Origin of the sequence: Pseudotabrizicola sp. (genome assembly GCF_030684215.1) — a bacterium.
Lineage (GTDB): Bacteria > Pseudomonadota > Alphaproteobacteria > Rhodobacterales > Rhodobacteraceae > Pseudotabrizicola.
Window position 1 is genome coordinate 19,027 of record NZ_JAUXOV010000051.1, and the last position, 15,160, is coordinate 34,186.

The window sequence follows — 15,160 nt, forward strand, 5'->3', positions numbered from 1 at the left end:
ATACTGGAACGCTACCGTGCCCGCAGAAACGAGTATCCACATGTTTGTGGCAAATTCAAGGAAGTTGGATAGCTGCCTGACCTTGGATAGGCGGTAAATGCACGTCTGGATTGTGTAAGATCACAAAGATAAAGCCTGTGGTGGTAATTGTTTATTTCTTACGTGTTGAAAATTTAAAATAATGGACATTATAAGTGCCGTGAGTGAACTTCAAAAGTACAAGGCAAAAGTTCATCATGAAGATCAAATAAATATGCTATCTTGCCCTTCAGTTTGATAAAGCTTTATTACATTTTTATTTAAAATGAGGAAACATATTATGATGCTCGTAGCGCGCAATTAACTCTATTGGTCAAGTCTTTTCATGTGGGCGCCGAATGACCGGCGCCAATAGTTGAAAGGATATAGAATGATCGGAGTTTTGAGGGTGGCCTGCTTGCTGATCGGAACGGCAACTGCAGGACTTTGCGGACCGACCGGTTTTGGCATCACAGCGAAGACCTCAGTGCCGAACACCGATGGAGTGTCTCAGATCATAAATGTTGTACAAGGAGAGAGCTCCTTCCAAGGCTATTTGACCGGCTACAGTTTCTGGGACAACACGCCTCCCGGTTCTGCGGCGATTGCACGGCCAGTCATCCATAGCCGTGCCGGCGGCACTGGAACTTATGGCGATCCGATTACAATCGCGGTTGGTTATCGGCTCGTAAATGGGTCGGCGCGGCTTGATTTTCCGGCTGGAACCCGGTTCTACATCCCGGCGATCAGGCGCTATGCAATCGTCGAGGATATTTGTGGCGATGGCCCTCAACCGCATCTGACAGGATGCCATCGGGGAAAGAACGGTGCCCCTTGGCTGGACATCTATGTCGGCGGTGAGTCCGCAGGTCGGGCTGCCTCGGACACCTGCATGCGACGCATTACCGGGATGAAACAGTTCATCATAAACCCGCGCAAAGGCTATCCTGTAGAAGCTGGCGCGCTGACGGAAAGCGGCTGCGGTGGCGGCATCAGTTGACCATGAAGCAATTGGGGTGTCGGCCAGCTTGCGAACCGGCGCTCCGACCCGGATTTTGTGCCCACCTGGCCGTTTCCAACGGCCGGCCAGTCCGGGGAAAATTGTTCTCAAGGGCAGCACAAGACCAACGCAGACGGCATTGCTTCCCACAGGGCCGTCAACTCGTCTTTGTAATCAAGTCCCAGATTGGCAAAAAGTTTGCCCTACCGTCATTCACTCTGACCGCGTGAACGTGAGGCGCGCACGGCTATAGCAAAGCTGGATCTGGCACATTCTGCCGGGCCAATACAGCCTCATATCCGACCAAAGGCAGCTTGCGCTATCTGAGTTGCACGCTGCCCCATATTGTCAAAGGGGATCGCTATGGCCAGTTTTAAAGGTTCCAGCCCTGAAATCCGCACCAAGCATTTTCCCCGGCAGGCACCAACGATAGTGATCGGCCGCTCCGCGTGAAGTCCTCTGTTTGGGTCGCCAAGAATTCGGGGGCCATGGCATCTCGACCGAACTCGTCTGCAATGACCGCACTGGGACAAGCGCAGATCAGTGTGTCGGCAGTGCCAGAAAGCGTTGCGAGCCAGCAGCGCACCCCGGCCGCTCCGACTGCTAATCTGCGGCGAACCTATAGCGTTCATCCACCGCAAATGCCCGGCCCCGCACTGCTGGAACATGTGCGCTTTAAATCATAAACCAGCGTTACCCATCTGTGATTGGCATGAGCGCTAGTGCAGTAAAAAAATTCGTCTTCACAAAATGGGCACCTGCTTTGGCATCGACATGGGAGATGTCTCCAAACGCTCGGGCTGACCGCTTTGGCCCGAAACGCGGGTAGCTTTGTAGCCACAGATATGACGCTTATCAGCCCATGGCGGCGCGGGATGATGACGCTGTGATACGCGCGCTGGAATGTTTGGAGCGTGCTGATTTTGTCAAATAGGTGGGCATCCGCTACCAGTCGTCCACAAATTCGGCTATGACGATTGAGCCGGAAGATCTGACTGCGACGCCTTGGGCGTCGGATATCGCGCCGATGGAATCGTGACTGGTCGCTTGCTGACCTATAGGACAGCACGACCACAAGGATCGACGAGACGCGCGTGCATTTGTTCGACGCCGCATCCGGCAACCGCCTGCAAACCGTATTCTGAAAGCTGAAAAAAAGAGGAACCGGAATGACACGCCCGCTTGATGCAAAGCTGTCCCGCATTCGGGAAGGCAACTACTCCCCTGCCGATTTTGTCATCGCGGATGCCAAGGATGGCGATATGTCGATGGGTGTTGCGACGCCGGGCTTTCGTACAGGCCCCGATGGCAAGCCTACGACACAACCGCGCCCCTTGTCAGACTACCGCGATGACATGCGCAAGATGACTCGCTCGGGTATGGTTGACGTGATGCTGATGTCACTGTCTTCGGCCGAAGCGTTGACGACGGAGGGTGTTTTTGCAGGCAGTGACGTTACCCCCGCAGTGCGACTGAACGATGCCTCAGATATCTGGGCGTATCGTGGTGCCAGCTATCGCAAGGTGCCCGCAGCACCTTTTCGCACTGCGCGGCTGGACCGGGCGCTTAAGGTGGCCGATCTTGGCCTCTATGCGGCGACCTTTTACAATGATCTGGCGCAGGATGCCGCAACGCTGAACGCCTATACCGCGTTTCGTGATGAGGCCAGCGCCGCTGGAATGCGCCACTTTTTGGAGGTGTTCAATCCGGCCTTTGACATCGACACCAACGGCGTTGAAATCGGTCACTATATCAACGACACGATTGCCCGCTGCCTTGCCGGTGTGTCCAGCGAGGAATACCCGCTGTTCCTAAAGATCGCCTATAACGGCCCGCGTGCGATGGAAGAACTGGCCAGCTATGACCCCGGCAAGCTGATCGTCGGCATTCTGGGCGGCGGCGTCGGCACCACGCGGGACACGTTCGAACTGGTCAGCCAGGCGGAAAAATACGGCGCGCGGATCGCGCTGTTCGGGCGCAAGATCTACTTTGCCGAAGACAGCACGGAAATCGTCGCCGCGATGCGCCGGGTCGTCGAAGGCGTGCAGACATCCGAGGATGCGGTGCATGATTATCACGACCGGCTGACGAAAAAGGGCATCCTCCCCAATCGCAACCTGGAGGATGATCTGCAAGTGACCGAGGCGGTGCTGAAATGACCAGTCGCAAGGGCGTTCTGACAGCCGGAACATGGTGTGCCGATCACAACAAGGTTGTGGAGTTCTGGCCGCTGGAAAACGAGGTGGTCGAGATCCTGTCGGAAGACGTCAAGGGCGGCGGTTCGGGCTGCAATCTGGCGATTGATCTCAAGCGGCTTGACCCGTCCATCCCGGTGGAAACCATCGGGGTGATCGGCAATGACGAAGACGGCCGCATTCTGTTGGCAGAGGCCGATGCTTATGGGATCGAGCGCAGCCGGCTGCATGTGGTCGAAGGGCTGCGCACCAATTATACCGATGCCTATACCTCGAACAAGACCGGGCGACGGACGCATATCTATCTTCAGGGCGCGAGTGCCGAACTGAACCCGGACCATTTTGACTTTTCCAAAACCAATGCGCGGTTTCTGCATCTGGGGCTGCCCGGCATTCACCGGCAGATGGACAGGGCTTGGGGAAGTGATGAAAACGGTTGGGTGACGGTGCTGAAGGCCGCGCAGGCGGTCGGTATCGAAACCAACATGGAGCTGTGCTCGATCGCGCCGGAAAAGCTGGCCAAGATCGTGCGGCCTTGCCTGCCGCATCTGGATTACCTGATCATCAATGATTTCGAGATGGCAGCCATTTCGGGCAACCCCACCGTGGCGGCGGAAGCGGCGAATGTGGATCGTGTGATCCTGTCGGCGCAGGCGGTTCTGGCGATGGGGTCGATGCGGCTGCTGGTGGCGCATTTCCCTGATGGCGCGGTCGTGCTGACACGTGGGGAGGGGCCCAAGTTCATCGCCTCTGTCGATGTGCCGCCCGACAAGGTGATCGGTGCAAACGGCGCAGGCGATGCCTTTGCCGCGGGTGTGATCTATGGTCTGCATGAAAACTGGCTGATTGAAGACGCAGTGCGCCTTGGCCACGCGGCCGCCGCAGTGTCTTTGCGTAGCCTTGGCACCACCGATGCGGTCCTGCCGGTGGCAGAGTCGCTGGCCATGGCCAACAAATGGGGATGGCGCAAACTTGACTGATGGATCGCCAGCTTGCACTGTTCCCGACCTAAGATCCGGGATGAATTGTCGTCAGTGACTTGATTGCCGGATCATCAGTTCCGGTGAGATAGCGATCTTTGCCGCAGTGTCCTGCTTGCCATCCAGCACGTCCAGGATCAGGGCGGCTGTGCGGGTGCCGATATCGCGTGGGAAGGGATTGATTGTGGTCAGAGCGGGGACGGCGATTTCGGCGATCTCGTAATCGCCAAAGCCCGCGATCCACAGTTGGCCCGGCACCGCGACGCCGCGCCTTTGGCATTCGGTCAGCGCGCCAAAGGCCGACAGGTCTGATACGCAGATCACTGCTTGCGTGTCGGGCAAAGTTTCAAGCAGGCGCGCCATGGCCCCAGCCCCTTCGCGCATTGAAATTGGCGGAGCACCAACGGCGATCAAGCGGGTGGCGTCCAGCCCTTGGGCCTGCATGGCCGCAATAAACCCAGCGCGGCGGTCTGCACCGCGCGTGTCACGCGTTGTGTCGCCGCCGATAAAGGCAATCCGCGTCAGACCCTTGGCCACGAAATGATCGACCATGCCGCGCACAGCCAGCGCATTGGAAAAGCCGATGGCATGGCCAATCGGGTCTTCGGGCAGATCCCAGGTTTCGATGACTGGAATGCCTGCATTTTCCAGCATCCGCCGGGCGCGCGGGGTATGGCGGCCACCGGTCACCACAATGGCTTCGGGGCGGCGGCGCAGGAATTGCTCGATCAGGCGCTCTTCCTCGGCCATGTCGTAATCGGTATAGCCCAGCAGGATTTGCAGCCCGCGCGCTTTCAGTCCTTCGGAAAGCCCGCGCACCGTATCAGCAAAGTTGGCATTGTTGATTGACGGGATGGTGACGGCGATAAAATCTGTGCGCTGCGACCGCAGGTTCGACGCCGTGCTGTCAAAGACATAGCCCAGATCATCGGCAGCTTTCAGGATCGCCAAGCGCGTAGGCTCGCTGACCGAACTGTCGGTCTTGAAGGCGCGGCTGACTGTCATGGGAGAGACGCCCGCAAGACGGGCGACATCGGCCATTGTCAAGGTTTTGCGCGGCGGGTTCATGGCACCTTGTTATCGTTACCGCGCCTGCAAATCCAGCCCCCAAACCCCGTGCCTAGACCAGTTCATGATCATGCGCGGTGGTGATGTGGTGATGGATACGCCCGGTAAAGAAGCGCGCCAACACTGACTCGGTCACGGCCTTGCCCATCGCGCGGGCCGGACTTGCCAATGCAGCATCAACAGTCGCAAGGTCGGGATAGCTGATCGCAAGGATCAACGGGTATTCGGGCGCGCCGTCGTCGCGGCTTTCCGCAAAATTAACGCGCACCGCAAGGGCGCCGGGAAAGGCTTTCCACTTTGGCAAGATTTCGGTCAGAACTGCCTCACGAAACGCTTCGGTCTGGCCGTCGTGGACGCGGCCTTCAAACAGTGCATAGCGGGTGATCATTCGAACAAATCCTTATCTGGTCCCTTGAAGAATTCCATCAGTGCCGCTTGATCCTCGCCACCCAAGCCTGCGGCGGTCAGCATGCGGTGAATTTCGGCACAAAGCGCTGTCAGCGGCATCGGTGTATGGGTCAGGCGGGCAAGGTCGGCTGCACCATTCAGATCCTTGACCATGTTGTCGATGCGGCCCGTGCGGCGGTAGTCGCGCGCGGTAAAACGGGGCATGTATTCCTGCAAGATGGCAGAATCTGCGCGGCCACCTTTCAGCGCGCGCGGGATCATTTTGGCGTCCACCCCGGCAGCTTCGGCGAGTGCGGTGGCTTCGGCCACGGCCAGAAAGCCAAGGCCGCACAGAACCTGATTGATCAGCTTTGTGGTCTGGCCCGCACCGGGGCCGCCCATCCGGGTCTGGTTTGACGCAACTTTTGACAAGATCGTCTGTGCGGCGGCAACATCATCGGGCGCGCCGCCCTGCATCAGGGTCATTTCCCCCGTTGCGGCCTTTGGGATGCCGCCCGACAGCGGGCTGTCCACCCAACGCAGGCCTTTTGCGGCGGCATCATTTGCAAGCGCCTTGGTGGATTCGGGATCGATCGACGACATATCGATGATCAGGGTGCCGGGAGACGCGCCTTCGGCAACGCCGCCGGGGCCGAATACCGCCGCGCGCACGATGTGGGGCGCGTTCAGCGACAGGATGACCGCGCGTGCGCCCCTTGCAGCAGCCGCGGCAGATGGGGCGGCGGTTGCGCCCCCTGCCACCAGCGAAGCCACTTTGGCGGGGTCGAGATCGAAGACTGCAAGCGGGGTTCCGGTGGCCACCAGACGTGCGCCGATGGCCCCGCCCATGGCCCCCACGCCAATCAGGGCGATTGTATCGGTCATGGCTGGGCTCCTTCCAGATGGGTGGTGATGGTGTCGATCAGCGCAGGCAGCGGCTGATCAATAGAAACCGTCAGCGCCTCATCTGGCCCCGGTGGTTCAAGCGCTGCAAACTGGCTGTCGAGCAGGCTGGTCGGCATATAATGTCCGGTGCGGGTGGCCATGCGCCCGGCAATCAGATCAAGGCTGCCGGATAGGTGGACAAACTGCACTGGCCCACCCGCGCCCGCGCGCAGGCGGTCACGATAGGTGCGGCGCAGGGCGGAACAGCCGACAATCACCGGCGCATCATTGGCCAGCACGGCGGCCACGCGGTCCAGCCATGGCCAGCGGTCATCATCAGTGAGCGCAACACCGGTGCGCATCTTGTCAACGTTCTCTGCAGGGTGCAGGTCATCGCCATCGCGGTATGGGATGCAAAGGCGTGCAGACAGCCCTTCGCCCACTGAGGATTTGCCGCAGCCTGACACCCCCATGATCACGACACGTACATTCATAGGGACGCCGTGATGCCGCCATCCACATACAGGATATGGCCATTGACGAAGCTGGCAGCGTCGGAGGCAAGGAAAATGCAGGCACCCTGAAGTTCTTCGACATTGCCCCAGCGCCCGGCAGGGGTGCGCTTTTCCAGCCAATTGGTAAAGGCTGGGTCGGCCACCAGCGCGGCATTCAGGGGGGTGTCAAAATACCCCGGCGCGATGGCATTGCAGTTCAGCCCGTATTTGGCCCAGTCGGTCGCCATGCCCTTGGTCAGGTTGCCAACTGCGCCCTTGGTCGCGGTGTAGGGGGCGATGCCGGGGCGGGCGAGGGCGGTTTGCACGCTTGCGATGTTGATGATCCGGCCGCGCTTGCGTGCAATCATGTGGCGGGCGACGGCTTGGCCGACGTGAAACACGCTTGCAATATTGGTTTGCAACAGCCGCTCAAACGCATCGGCCGGAAACTCCTCTAGCGGACCGCGATGCTGCATGCCAGCGTTGTTCACCAGAATGTCGATGGGTTTGCCCGAGGCTTCAAATGCGTCAACGGCGCTGCGCACTGCCGTGTGGTCTGTGGCGTCAAAGGCCAGCACTTCTGCTCCCGATATGCGTGCAGCGGCATCGGCAAGTTTGGCCGCATCACGTCCGTTAAGCACCACCTGCGCGCCTGCGGCGACCAAGCCCTGCGCCAGTGCAAAGCCAATGCCCTGTGACGACCCGGTGATCAGCGCTCGCCGTCCCGTCAGATCAAAAAGCTGGTGTCCCAAGGTGTGTTTCCTTTCAGTTCGCTCTCGACAAGCGTGGTTTCTCCTGTTTATGTTATCGTTAACATAAACTGTCAAGCCGGGATCGGAAAGACGATGACAAAGCCCCATATCCTGCAAGTCGGCCCTTACCCTGAATGGGATCAGGGTCCGCTGGATGCAAGTTTTCATATGCACCGCTACTTTGAGGCTGTGGACAAGGCGGCTTTCCTCGCCGACGTTGGTCCGCAGATCAGGGGCATTGCCACACGGGGCGAGTTGGGGGCCAATGCGGCAATGATCGCGGCTTGCCCGCAGTTGGAAGTGATCAGCGTCTATGGTGTCGGCTATGATGCGGTAGACCTTGAGGCTGCACGCGCGCGGGGCATCCGTGTGACCAATACGCCCGATGTCCTGACGAATGATGTGGCTGATCTGGGCGTTGCGATGATGTTGGTGCAATCGCGTGGGATGATCGGGGCAGAGGCGTGGGTACGCGACGGGTCTTGGGCGGCCAAGGGGTTGTATCCGTTGCAACGGCGGGTCTGGGGTAAGCGGGCGGGGGTGCTTGGTCTTGGCCGCATCGGCTTCGAGGTGGCCAAACGGCTGACGGGCTTTGATCTGGAGATTGCCTATTCGGATGTCGGGCCAAAGGAGTACGCAAAGGGTTGGGAGTATATAGCTGATCCGGTCGCCTTGGCCGCACGTTCGGATTTCCTGTTCGTGACGCTGGCCGCATCAGCCGCCACGCGGCACATCGTTGGGTCAGAAGTGATTGCGGCGTTAGGGCCCAGTGGCATGCTGATCAACATCTCTCGGGCGTCCAACATTGACGAAGATGCGCTTCTGGCAGCGTTGGAGGATGGCACGCTGGGGTCGGCCGCGCTCGATGTGTTTGAGGGTGAGCCAAAGCTGAACCCACGGTTTCTGGCTTTGCCGAATGTGCTGGTGCAACCCCACCACGCCAGCGGCACCTATGAGACGCGGCAGGCCATGGGCAAGCTGGTGCGTGACAACTTGACCGCGCACTTCGCGGGTCAGCCGTTGCTGACGCAGGTGGCATGATGCGCGCGATTGTCATTCACGCTGCAAAAGACCTTCGGGTTGAGGATCGCCCGGTTGAACAGCCCGGCGCAGGCCAGTTGCGGCTGCGGCTTGCCACGGGCGGGGTCTGCGGGTCTGATTTGCATTATTATCACCACGGCGGTTTTGGCACCGTTCGTCTGCGCGAGCCGATGATCCTTGGCCATGAGGTTTCGGCCTTTGTCGATCAGATCGGGCCGGGGATTTCGGGCTTTCATGAAGGCCAGCTTGTGGCGGTATCGCCAAGCCGCCCGTGTGGCGGTTGCAAATTTTGTCTGGAAGGTTTGCCCAATCAATGTCTGAACATGCGGTTTTATGGCAGTGCAATGCCCTTTCCCCATATTCAGGGCGCATTCCGTGAAAGCCTTGTGGCTGAGGCCAGCCAATGCGTTGACGCGACCGGGTTGACGCCGGGTGAGGCTGCGATGGCCGAACCGCTGGCGGTGACGCTACATGCCACCAAGCGCGTCGGCGACATGCTTGGTAAACGGGTGCTTGTCACCGGATGCGGGCCGATTGGGGTGCTGTCGATCCTTGCAGCGCGGCGTGCGGGGGCTACGGAAATCGTGGCGACAGACCTTTCGGACTTCACGCTTGCCCTTGCGCGCAGGGTCGGTGCGGACCGGGGGATCAACACAGGCACAGAACCGGACGCTTTGGCCGCTTACGGCGCGGACAAGGGGTACTTTGACGTGCTTTACGAATGCACCGGGGTTGCGGCAGCGCTTGCGGGCGGCATCGCCGCTTTGCGCCCGCGCGGGGTGATTGTGCAACTGGGGCTTGGTGGCGACATGGCCCTGCCGATGATGGCGATCACCGCCAAAGAGTTGGAGCTGCGCGGGTCTTTCCGCTTTCATTCGGAATTTGCGGTCGGAGTGGGGTTGATGCAAAAGGGGCTGATTGATGCAAAGCCGCTGATTACCCATACGGTTGGGCTGGATCAGGCCGAAACCGCATTCCGGCTGGCGTCGGACCGTTCGCAGGCGATGAAGGCGCAAATCGTGTTTTCGGGGTGATGGCGTGATTTTGGGTCTAACTTTGACCAGACATTGATACAACCACGCCAAAAGGAAGCGGCCTCATGTCATGCTTTGAAATCCACGATCCGGCCTTTGGTACCTTTGTTCTTGGTAATGCGCCGGTGAAACGTCTGGCGACGGGGTTTGACTGGGTCGAGGGGCCAGTCTGGTTTGGCGACATGGGGTGTTTGCTGTTTTCTGACATTCCGAACAACCGCATCCTGCGCTGGACCGAAGACGGCGTGACCACGTTTCGTGCACCGTCGAACTATGCCAACGGCCATACCCGCGACCGTCAGGGGCGGCTGATCAGCTGTGAACACGGGTTGCGGCGAGTGACGCGCACCGACTGGGACGGGGCGCTAAGCGTGCTGGCCGATGCCTTTGATGGCAAGCCGCTGAACAGCCCCAATGATGTGATCGTGGCGCGCGATGGCGGTGTGTGGTTCAGCGATCCGCATTACGGCATCATGACAGACTATGAGGGTTTTCGCGCCGAACAGGCACTGCCCTGCGCGGTCTACCGCGTGGACCCGTCGGGCGCGATTGACGCGGTGATTACCGATATGGCCTGTCCGAACGGTCTGGCCTTCAGCCCCGACGAATCCCTGCTTTATGTGGCAGATACAGGGCGGATGTTTCAGGGTGATCCGCAGCATATCAGGGTCTATGACATGGTCGATGGGCGCCCCGTCAATGGCCGGCTGTTTTACACCATCAAACCCGGCTGCGCCGATGGCATAAGGGTGGACGCGGAAGGCAACCTGTGGTCGTCAGCGGCGGATGGGGTGCATTGCATCGCGCCGGATGGGCACCTGATGGGCAAGATCCTTGTACCGGAACTGGTCTCAAACATCTGCTTTGGCGGGCGGGCCAAGCACCGGCTGTTCATCACCGCCTCGACCAGCTTGTATTCGGTGGTCCTCAACCGCAAAGGCGTGCAGTGGCCGTGACCCCGCGGCAAAGCTGCCATCTTACTGGGACTGATGAACCAGGGCATTTAGCGCAGGCCATAAAGGGGGCAGTTGCCCACCCCCTTTTTTGTAACCGCAACTTGCAGAATGAATGCTTATTGCTGTGCTGCCATGATGGCATTCACCACCACGTCGCCATTTTCGGCGATGAAGCCATCCCAGACTGATTTGACCGATGCCTGGAACGCGGCGGCATCCACATCGTCGTTCACTGCCATACCGGCGGCTGTCAGCTCGTCGATCATCCCGGCCTCTTTGTCCTGCACTGCCTTGCGCTGCATGGCGACTGCTTCGGCCGCCACCTCAACAATCACGGCCTGTTCATCGGCTGTCAGGCTGTTGAACTTGGCGTCGTTCATCACCAGAGCAAGTGCGGAATAGGCGTGCTGGGTCAGCGACAGATACTTTTGCACTTCGTTGAATTTGAACGACAGAACAATCCCGATCGGGTGGTCCTGCGCATCGACAACGCCGGTTTCCAGCGCGGTGTAAAGCTCGGCCACCGGCAGTTGCAGCGGGTTGGCACCAAGCGCTGCGAACATGTCGTTCAGCGCCTTGGAGTTGTTGACGCGCATGTTCAGACCCGCCAGATCACCCGGAACCTTGATCGGGCCTCGGTTGTTGGACATGTTGCGATATCCATTTTCAGGAAAGCCCAGAACCTTCAGCCCGTGCTGTGTAAAGTCCCCGGCGATGCCTTGGCCGATGTCGCCATCCAGAATCGTATAGGCCACTTCGCGTGTCGGGAAGATAAACGGCAGCTCGAACGCTCCCGCCGCTGGCACCAGCCCGGTAAAGTTGTTCAGGCCGGACATGGCAATATCAATGATGCCCGACCGTGTGCCGTCGATCATCGCGCCATCGTTGCCAAGCTGACCCTGCGGAAAAATCGTGACGGTAACTGAACCGCCCGTGCGGGCCTCGACCTGTTCTTTGAAGAACAGCGACAGCGATTGCTGCAGATCGGTGTCTGGGGCTGCGTGGGCCAGCTTCAGATCTGTCTGTGCCTGCGCCGACAGCGCGGCAAAGGCAAAGGCCGATGCAAGGCCAAGCGTTTTCAAAAGTTTCATGGTGTAGTCCTCCCTTTGGTTTTTCAGCCGCCAAGAATTTTGGCGGGAACGGTGATCAATTCTGGAAAGATGATGAACATGCTTAACAGCACGACATACGCCGCAAGGAACGGTGAGATGCCGCGCACGGCGACGCTTAGCGGCACCTTGCCCACGCCGCAGATCACGTTCAGCACTGTGCCGACGGGCGGTGTGAGCAGGCCGATAGAGCAGTTCATCACAAACATCAGCCCGAAATATACCGGGTCAATACCCGCCAACTTGACTACTGGCATCAGCAGCGGAACAAGGATCAGGATTGTTGGCGACAGGTCCATCACCATACCGACCGCCAGCACGATCAGCATGATGACCAGCATCAATAAACGCGGGCTGTCGATCAGTGGTTGCAGCATCATGGCCAGTTGTTGCGGCAACTGTGCCACGGTGATCAGCCAGGCGGCGACCATGGCGGCACCTACAAGAAACATCACCATCGCAGTAGCCCGGCCAGCGGCCAGCAACACCTGATACAGAAGCGTTAAGGTCAGGGTGCGATAGACCACGGCAGATACGACAATGGCATAGACCGCCGCAACTACCGCCGCCTCTGTCGGGGTAAAGACCCCAGAACGGATGCCGCCGATGATGATTACTGGCAGCATCAGCGCCCAAACCCCATCTTTCAACGCGGCAAGACGTTCTGCGCCGCTGGCCTTGGGCAAGGTCGCGATGTCTTCCTTGCGCATCAAAAGCGACCAGACCACCATCAGCGTCACACCCATCATCAGACCGGGCGCAATTCCTGCCATGAACAGTTTGGCGATTGAGATGTTGCCTGCAACGCCAATCAGGATCAGCGGCAGCGATGGCGGAATGATCGGTGCGATGATCCCACCCGACGCCAAAAGCCCAAGGCTGCGCCCCTCGGGATAGCCTGCGTTGCGCATCATCGGATACAGGATCGATACCAGCGCCGCCGCATCCGCCACGGCAGAGCCTGACAGCCCGGCCAGCAGGATCGCCGTCAGCACCGCAACATAGCCCAAGCCGCCGCGCCGGTGGCCCACAAGGGTCATGGCAAGCCGGACAATCCGTTCCGACAGGCCGCCCTTGGACATGACCTCGCCCGCGACCAGAAAGAACGGAATCGCCAACAGTGGAAAGTTGTCTACTCCGTTGATCAGGCCCTGCGCCAGAATATCCGAACTGAACGAGCCAAGGTGCAGCATAAGCGCCATCGACGACAGCAGCAGTGCAAAGGCGACAGGCAGGCCCGCCAGAATCGCCACGAACAGAACGCCCAGAAACAGGAAAAGTGTCATTCGTCCTGCTCCAGCCGGGCTATGCCGGTTTGCATCGGGTCAATCAGGCGCACGACGGCAATCGCCCCCATCATCAACGCCGACACCACGCCTGCCAGATAGAACAGCGCAGACGGCAATCCGGTCAGCTGCGAGATGTTGTTCCAGTTCGCCATGGTCTGATTGAGCGCGCCGATGAACAGCATCCCCACGGCCACAATCACCACCACCCAGCACAGACGGCGCAAAGTGGGTACCGCGCGTGGGAACAGCGTCTCAGAAAACTCGGCCACCGCCAGATGCTCGCCCCGGCGCAAAACCACCGCAGCGCCCAGCATGACAACCCAGACGAACCACAGCCTTGCAAGCTCCACCGACTGCCGGATGCCGGATGAGAATCCATAGCGCAGAACGACATTTGCAAATACCAGTGCAATCATTGCGGCCAGCAAAACAGCCATGACAACATCTACGATTGACCACAGGTGCCTGATCAGGCGTTTCATCGGCCGGCTCCTCCCTGAACCTACCCGGAGGCTCTAGCGCTTCTTGTGCGGTCTGAGCTTTTGGGTTATCGTTAAACTAAATTGGTATCGATAACAAATCCATGAGTCAATCCCCTTCCGACCGCCGCCCTGCAACGATTTCTGATGTGGCCGAGGCCGCTGGCGTCAGTCGTATGACGGTATCCAAGGTGCTGCGTGGCACCGGGCGGATCAGCGAGGCCACGCGACACCGCGTTTCGGAAATTGCCGATAAAATGGGCTATGTCCCAAGTATTCTGGCCGGAGCGCTGTCGTCACAAACCAGCCCTTTGGTTGGGGTTCTGATCCCTTCGGTCAGCGATCAGGTCTATTCCGGTGTCCTTGCCGGGATCAATGCAGTGCTGACCCCGCGCGGCTATTTCAGCCTGATCGGCGAGACTTTTTTTGACCCCGCTAATGAAGCGCGGCTGGTCCGTATGATGCTGTCGATGAAGCCCGCTGGGCTGATCGTGTCGGGTGGGCTGCCGCAGACAGAGGCGACGGCACATTTGTTGCGCACCTGCTGTTTGCGCCCGGTCCGGCTGTGGGATGGTGACACGCCGGGGCCAGAGACAACTGTCGGCCTGTCTCACGATGCAGCGGGTCGTGCGGCGGCCAAGATCTGCCTTGAGGCCGGGTTCACACGGGCCTGCTATGTCGGGGCGCAGCTTCAGCTGGATCTATGCGCCAGCCGCCGCAAGGATGGCTTTGTGGATGCGTTGCAGCGCGCAGGGGTCGCATGCCAGGTGCTGGCTGATCCCGATCTGACCCGCACCGTGCAAAGTGGCCAGATTCTGACTGAACGCCTGCTGCGCAAAGGCGAGGTGCCCGAGGTTATCCACTATCTGAACGATGCTATGGCGATCGGCGGGATGCGCGCTCTGTTCTCCGCCGGGTTTGCGGTCCCGAACGCCGTTTCCGTTATAGGCTTCAACGGTACATCGCTGAAACACGCTTTGCGGACCCGGCTGACCACATTTGAAGTGCCCGTTCGTCAGATGGGTGAACATGCAGCCCGGGCCGTTATCGGATACGAAACCGACCCTGCCTCCACTTTGTCCGCGATTTTTGTGCCGCAGATCATCCGTGGCAATACCTTTCGCTGGCCAGCGGAATAAATAGCCTCTGGGCGCCAACTGCCTTGACGGCTTCTTAGCCGCCCACTTTTGCGGATAGCGACAGCGTTACCTCAGCTTTCACCTTTTTGATCACGCAAACCATCACTGACCCTTTCAAGCCCTGACAGGTCGTGGAAATCGGGACGCCAAGGAAAGCCCTGGCGCAACGTGGAAAGATCCGTGCTCATCGGGATGAATAGATGGGGTGGTTGCCGTCCGCCCCCGTATCCGCAGGCTGCATCTGTGCGATGCTTGTCCTGCAGCACATTCAGTGGAGGACGGTCTATGAAGGATATGATCATTGGCGTGGACTTGGCTAAGCGCATTTTTCAGG

The 15,160-nt window shown here is 59.3% G+C and carries 15 protein-coding genes; 7 read left to right on the forward strand and 8 right to left on the reverse strand.

From position 1 onward, the window contains the following. Positions 1-436 precede the first annotated feature (436 nt). From Q8K08_RS09630 to Q8K08_RS09640, 3 genes are all read left to right on the forward strand, one after another. Complete coding sequence (locus Q8K08_RS09630) at positions 437-1,018, forward strand: hypothetical protein (RefSeq protein WP_305249933.1); 582 nt, start codon at positions 437-439, stop codon at positions 1,016-1,018. A gap of 1,169 nt (positions 1,019-2,187) precedes the next feature. After that, positions 2,188-3,177 (forward strand): hypothetical protein, encoded by a 990-nt coding sequence (locus Q8K08_RS09635; RefSeq protein ID WP_305249934.1) that lies wholly within the window; start codon positions 2,188-2,190, stop codon positions 3,175-3,177. Further along, positions 3,174-4,193 carry a carbohydrate kinase family protein gene (locus Q8K08_RS09640; protein ID WP_305249935.1) on the forward strand — a complete coding sequence of 340 codons (1,020 nt, stop codon included), beginning with the start codon at positions 3,174-3,176 and terminating at the stop codon, positions 4,191-4,193. The genes Q8K08_RS09635 and Q8K08_RS09640 overlap by 4 nt, the downstream gene beginning before the upstream one ends. Positions 4,194-4,244: 51 nt before the next feature. On the opposite strand, the gene Q8K08_RS09645 is transcribed toward Q8K08_RS09640, so the two are convergent. Genes Q8K08_RS09645 through Q8K08_RS09665 form a run of 5 tightly spaced genes read right to left on the reverse strand, consistent with a single transcriptional unit; the run spans position 4,245 to position 7,779 of the window. After that, positions 4,245-5,261 carry a LacI family DNA-binding transcriptional regulator gene (locus Q8K08_RS09645; RefSeq protein ID WP_304802621.1) on the reverse strand — a complete coding sequence of 339 codons (1,017 nt, stop codon included), beginning with the start codon at positions 5,259-5,261 and terminating at the stop codon, positions 4,245-4,247. 52 nt (positions 5,262-5,313) lie between these two features. Next, a complete protein-coding gene (locus Q8K08_RS09650) occupies positions 5,314-5,649 on the reverse strand; it encodes a hypothetical protein (RefSeq protein ID WP_304802619.1) in 336 nt (111 codons plus the stop codon). Then, complete coding sequence (locus tag Q8K08_RS09655) at positions 5,646-6,533, reverse strand: NAD(P)-dependent oxidoreductase (protein ID WP_305249936.1); 888 nt, start codon at positions 6,531-6,533, stop codon at positions 5,646-5,648. The genes Q8K08_RS09650 and Q8K08_RS09655 overlap by 4 nt, the downstream gene beginning before the upstream one ends. After that, positions 6,530-7,027: a gluconokinase gene (locus Q8K08_RS09660; protein ID WP_304802615.1), complete on the reverse strand. Its 498-nt coding sequence runs from the start codon at positions 7,025-7,027 to the stop codon at positions 6,530-6,532. The genes Q8K08_RS09655 and Q8K08_RS09660 overlap by 4 nt, the downstream gene beginning before the upstream one ends. Then, entirely contained in the window at positions 7,024-7,779 is a 756-nt protein-coding gene (locus Q8K08_RS09665; protein ID WP_304802613.1) for an SDR family oxidoreductase, read from the reverse strand. Before Q8K08_RS09665 ends, Q8K08_RS09660 begins: the two co-directional genes overlap by 4 nt. A gap of 93 nt (positions 7,780-7,872) precedes the next feature. On the opposite strand from Q8K08_RS09665, the gene Q8K08_RS09670 reads away from it, so the two are divergent. From Q8K08_RS09670 to Q8K08_RS09680, 3 genes are all read left to right on the forward strand, one after another. Next, positions 7,873-8,820, forward strand: coding sequence for a 2-hydroxyacid dehydrogenase (locus Q8K08_RS09670; protein ID WP_305249937.1), 948 nt, complete (start codon positions 7,873-7,875; stop codon positions 8,818-8,820). Further along, positions 8,820-9,854 (forward strand): L-idonate 5-dehydrogenase, encoded by a 1,035-nt coding sequence (locus tag Q8K08_RS09675; RefSeq protein WP_304802629.1) that lies wholly within the window; start codon positions 8,820-8,822, stop codon positions 9,852-9,854. The genes Q8K08_RS09670 and Q8K08_RS09675 overlap by 1 nt, the downstream gene beginning before the upstream one ends. A 65-nt stretch (positions 9,855-9,919) precedes the next feature. After that, positions 9,920-10,810 (forward strand): SMP-30/gluconolactonase/LRE family protein, encoded by an 891-nt coding sequence (locus tag Q8K08_RS09680; RefSeq protein ID WP_305249938.1) that lies wholly within the window; start codon positions 9,920-9,922, stop codon positions 10,808-10,810. Positions 10,811-10,926: 116 nt separating this feature from the next. On the opposite strand, the gene Q8K08_RS09685 is transcribed toward Q8K08_RS09680, so the two are convergent. From Q8K08_RS09685 to Q8K08_RS09695, 3 genes are read right to left on the reverse strand one after another with little or no spacing between them, the layout of a single operon-like run. Next, the gene (locus Q8K08_RS09685) at positions 10,927-11,901 is read right to left on the reverse strand and encodes a DctP family TRAP transporter solute-binding subunit (protein ID WP_304802607.1); all 975 of its coding nucleotides are present in this window, start codon (positions 11,899-11,901) and stop codon (positions 10,927-10,929) included. Positions 11,902-11,924: 23 nt separating this feature from the next. Further along, on the reverse strand, positions 11,925-13,205 hold the full coding sequence (locus Q8K08_RS09690; RefSeq protein ID WP_304802605.1) for a TRAP transporter large permease subunit: 1,281 nt from the start codon (positions 13,203-13,205) through the stop codon (positions 11,925-11,927). Continuing rightward, a complete protein-coding gene (locus Q8K08_RS09695) occupies positions 13,202-13,690 on the reverse strand; it encodes a TRAP transporter small permease (RefSeq protein ID WP_305249939.1) in 489 nt (162 codons plus the stop codon). Before Q8K08_RS09695 ends, Q8K08_RS09690 begins: the two co-directional genes overlap by 4 nt. Positions 13,691-13,791: 101 nt before the next feature. Between Q8K08_RS09695 and Q8K08_RS09700 the strand changes: the two genes are divergently transcribed. Then, entirely contained in the window at positions 13,792-14,826 is a 1,035-nt protein-coding gene (locus Q8K08_RS09700) for a LacI family DNA-binding transcriptional regulator (protein WP_304802602.1), read from the forward strand. Positions 14,827-15,160 lie beyond the last annotated feature (334 nt).

Excerpts from the sequence above, each read along its gene's own strand:
- Q8K08_RS09635 (WP_305249934.1), top strand. The coding sequence starts at position 2,188 with ATGACACGCCCGCTTGATGCAAAGCTGTCCCGCATTCGGGAAGGCAAC.
- Q8K08_RS09670 (WP_305249937.1), top strand. The coding sequence starts at position 7,873 with ATGACAAAGCCCCATATCCTGCAAGTCGGCCCTTACCCTGAATGGGAT.
- Q8K08_RS09660 (WP_304802615.1), bottom strand. The coding sequence starts at position 7,027 with ATGAATGTACGTGTCGTGATCATGGGGGTGTCAGGCTGCGGCAAATCC.
- Q8K08_RS09640 (WP_305249935.1), top strand. The coding sequence starts at position 3,174 with ATGACCAGTCGCAAGGGCGTTCTGACAGCCGGAACATGGTGTGCCGAT.
- Q8K08_RS09695 (WP_305249939.1), bottom strand. The coding sequence starts at position 13,690 with ATGAAACGCCTGATCAGGCACCTGTGGTCAATCGTAGATGTTGTCATG.
- Q8K08_RS09645 (WP_304802621.1), bottom strand. The coding sequence starts at position 5,261 with ATGAACCCGCCGCGCAAAACCTTGACAATGGCCGATGTCGCCCGTCTT.
- Q8K08_RS09700 (WP_304802602.1), top strand. The coding sequence starts at position 13,792 with ATGAGTCAATCCCCTTCCGACCGCCGCCCTGCAACGATTTCTGATGTG.
- Q8K08_RS09680 (WP_305249938.1), top strand. The coding sequence starts at position 9,920 with ATGTCATGCTTTGAAATCCACGATCCGGCCTTTGGTACCTTTGTTCTT.
- Q8K08_RS09690 (WP_304802605.1), bottom strand. The coding sequence starts at position 13,205 with ATGACACTTTTCCTGTTTCTGGGCGTTCTGTTCGTGGCGATTCTGGCG.
- Q8K08_RS09675 (WP_304802629.1), top strand. The coding sequence starts at position 8,820 with ATGCGCGCGATTGTCATTCACGCTGCAAAAGACCTTCGGGTTGAGGAT.
- Q8K08_RS09685 (WP_304802607.1), bottom strand. The coding sequence starts at position 11,901 with ATGAAACTTTTGAAAACGCTTGGCCTTGCATCGGCCTTTGCCTTTGCC.
- Q8K08_RS09655 (WP_305249936.1), bottom strand. The coding sequence starts at position 6,533 with ATGACCGATACAATCGCCCTGATTGGCGTGGGGGCCATGGGCGGGGCC.
- Q8K08_RS09650 (WP_304802619.1), bottom strand. The coding sequence starts at position 5,649 with ATGATCACCCGCTATGCACTGTTTGAAGGCCGCGTCCACGACGGCCAG.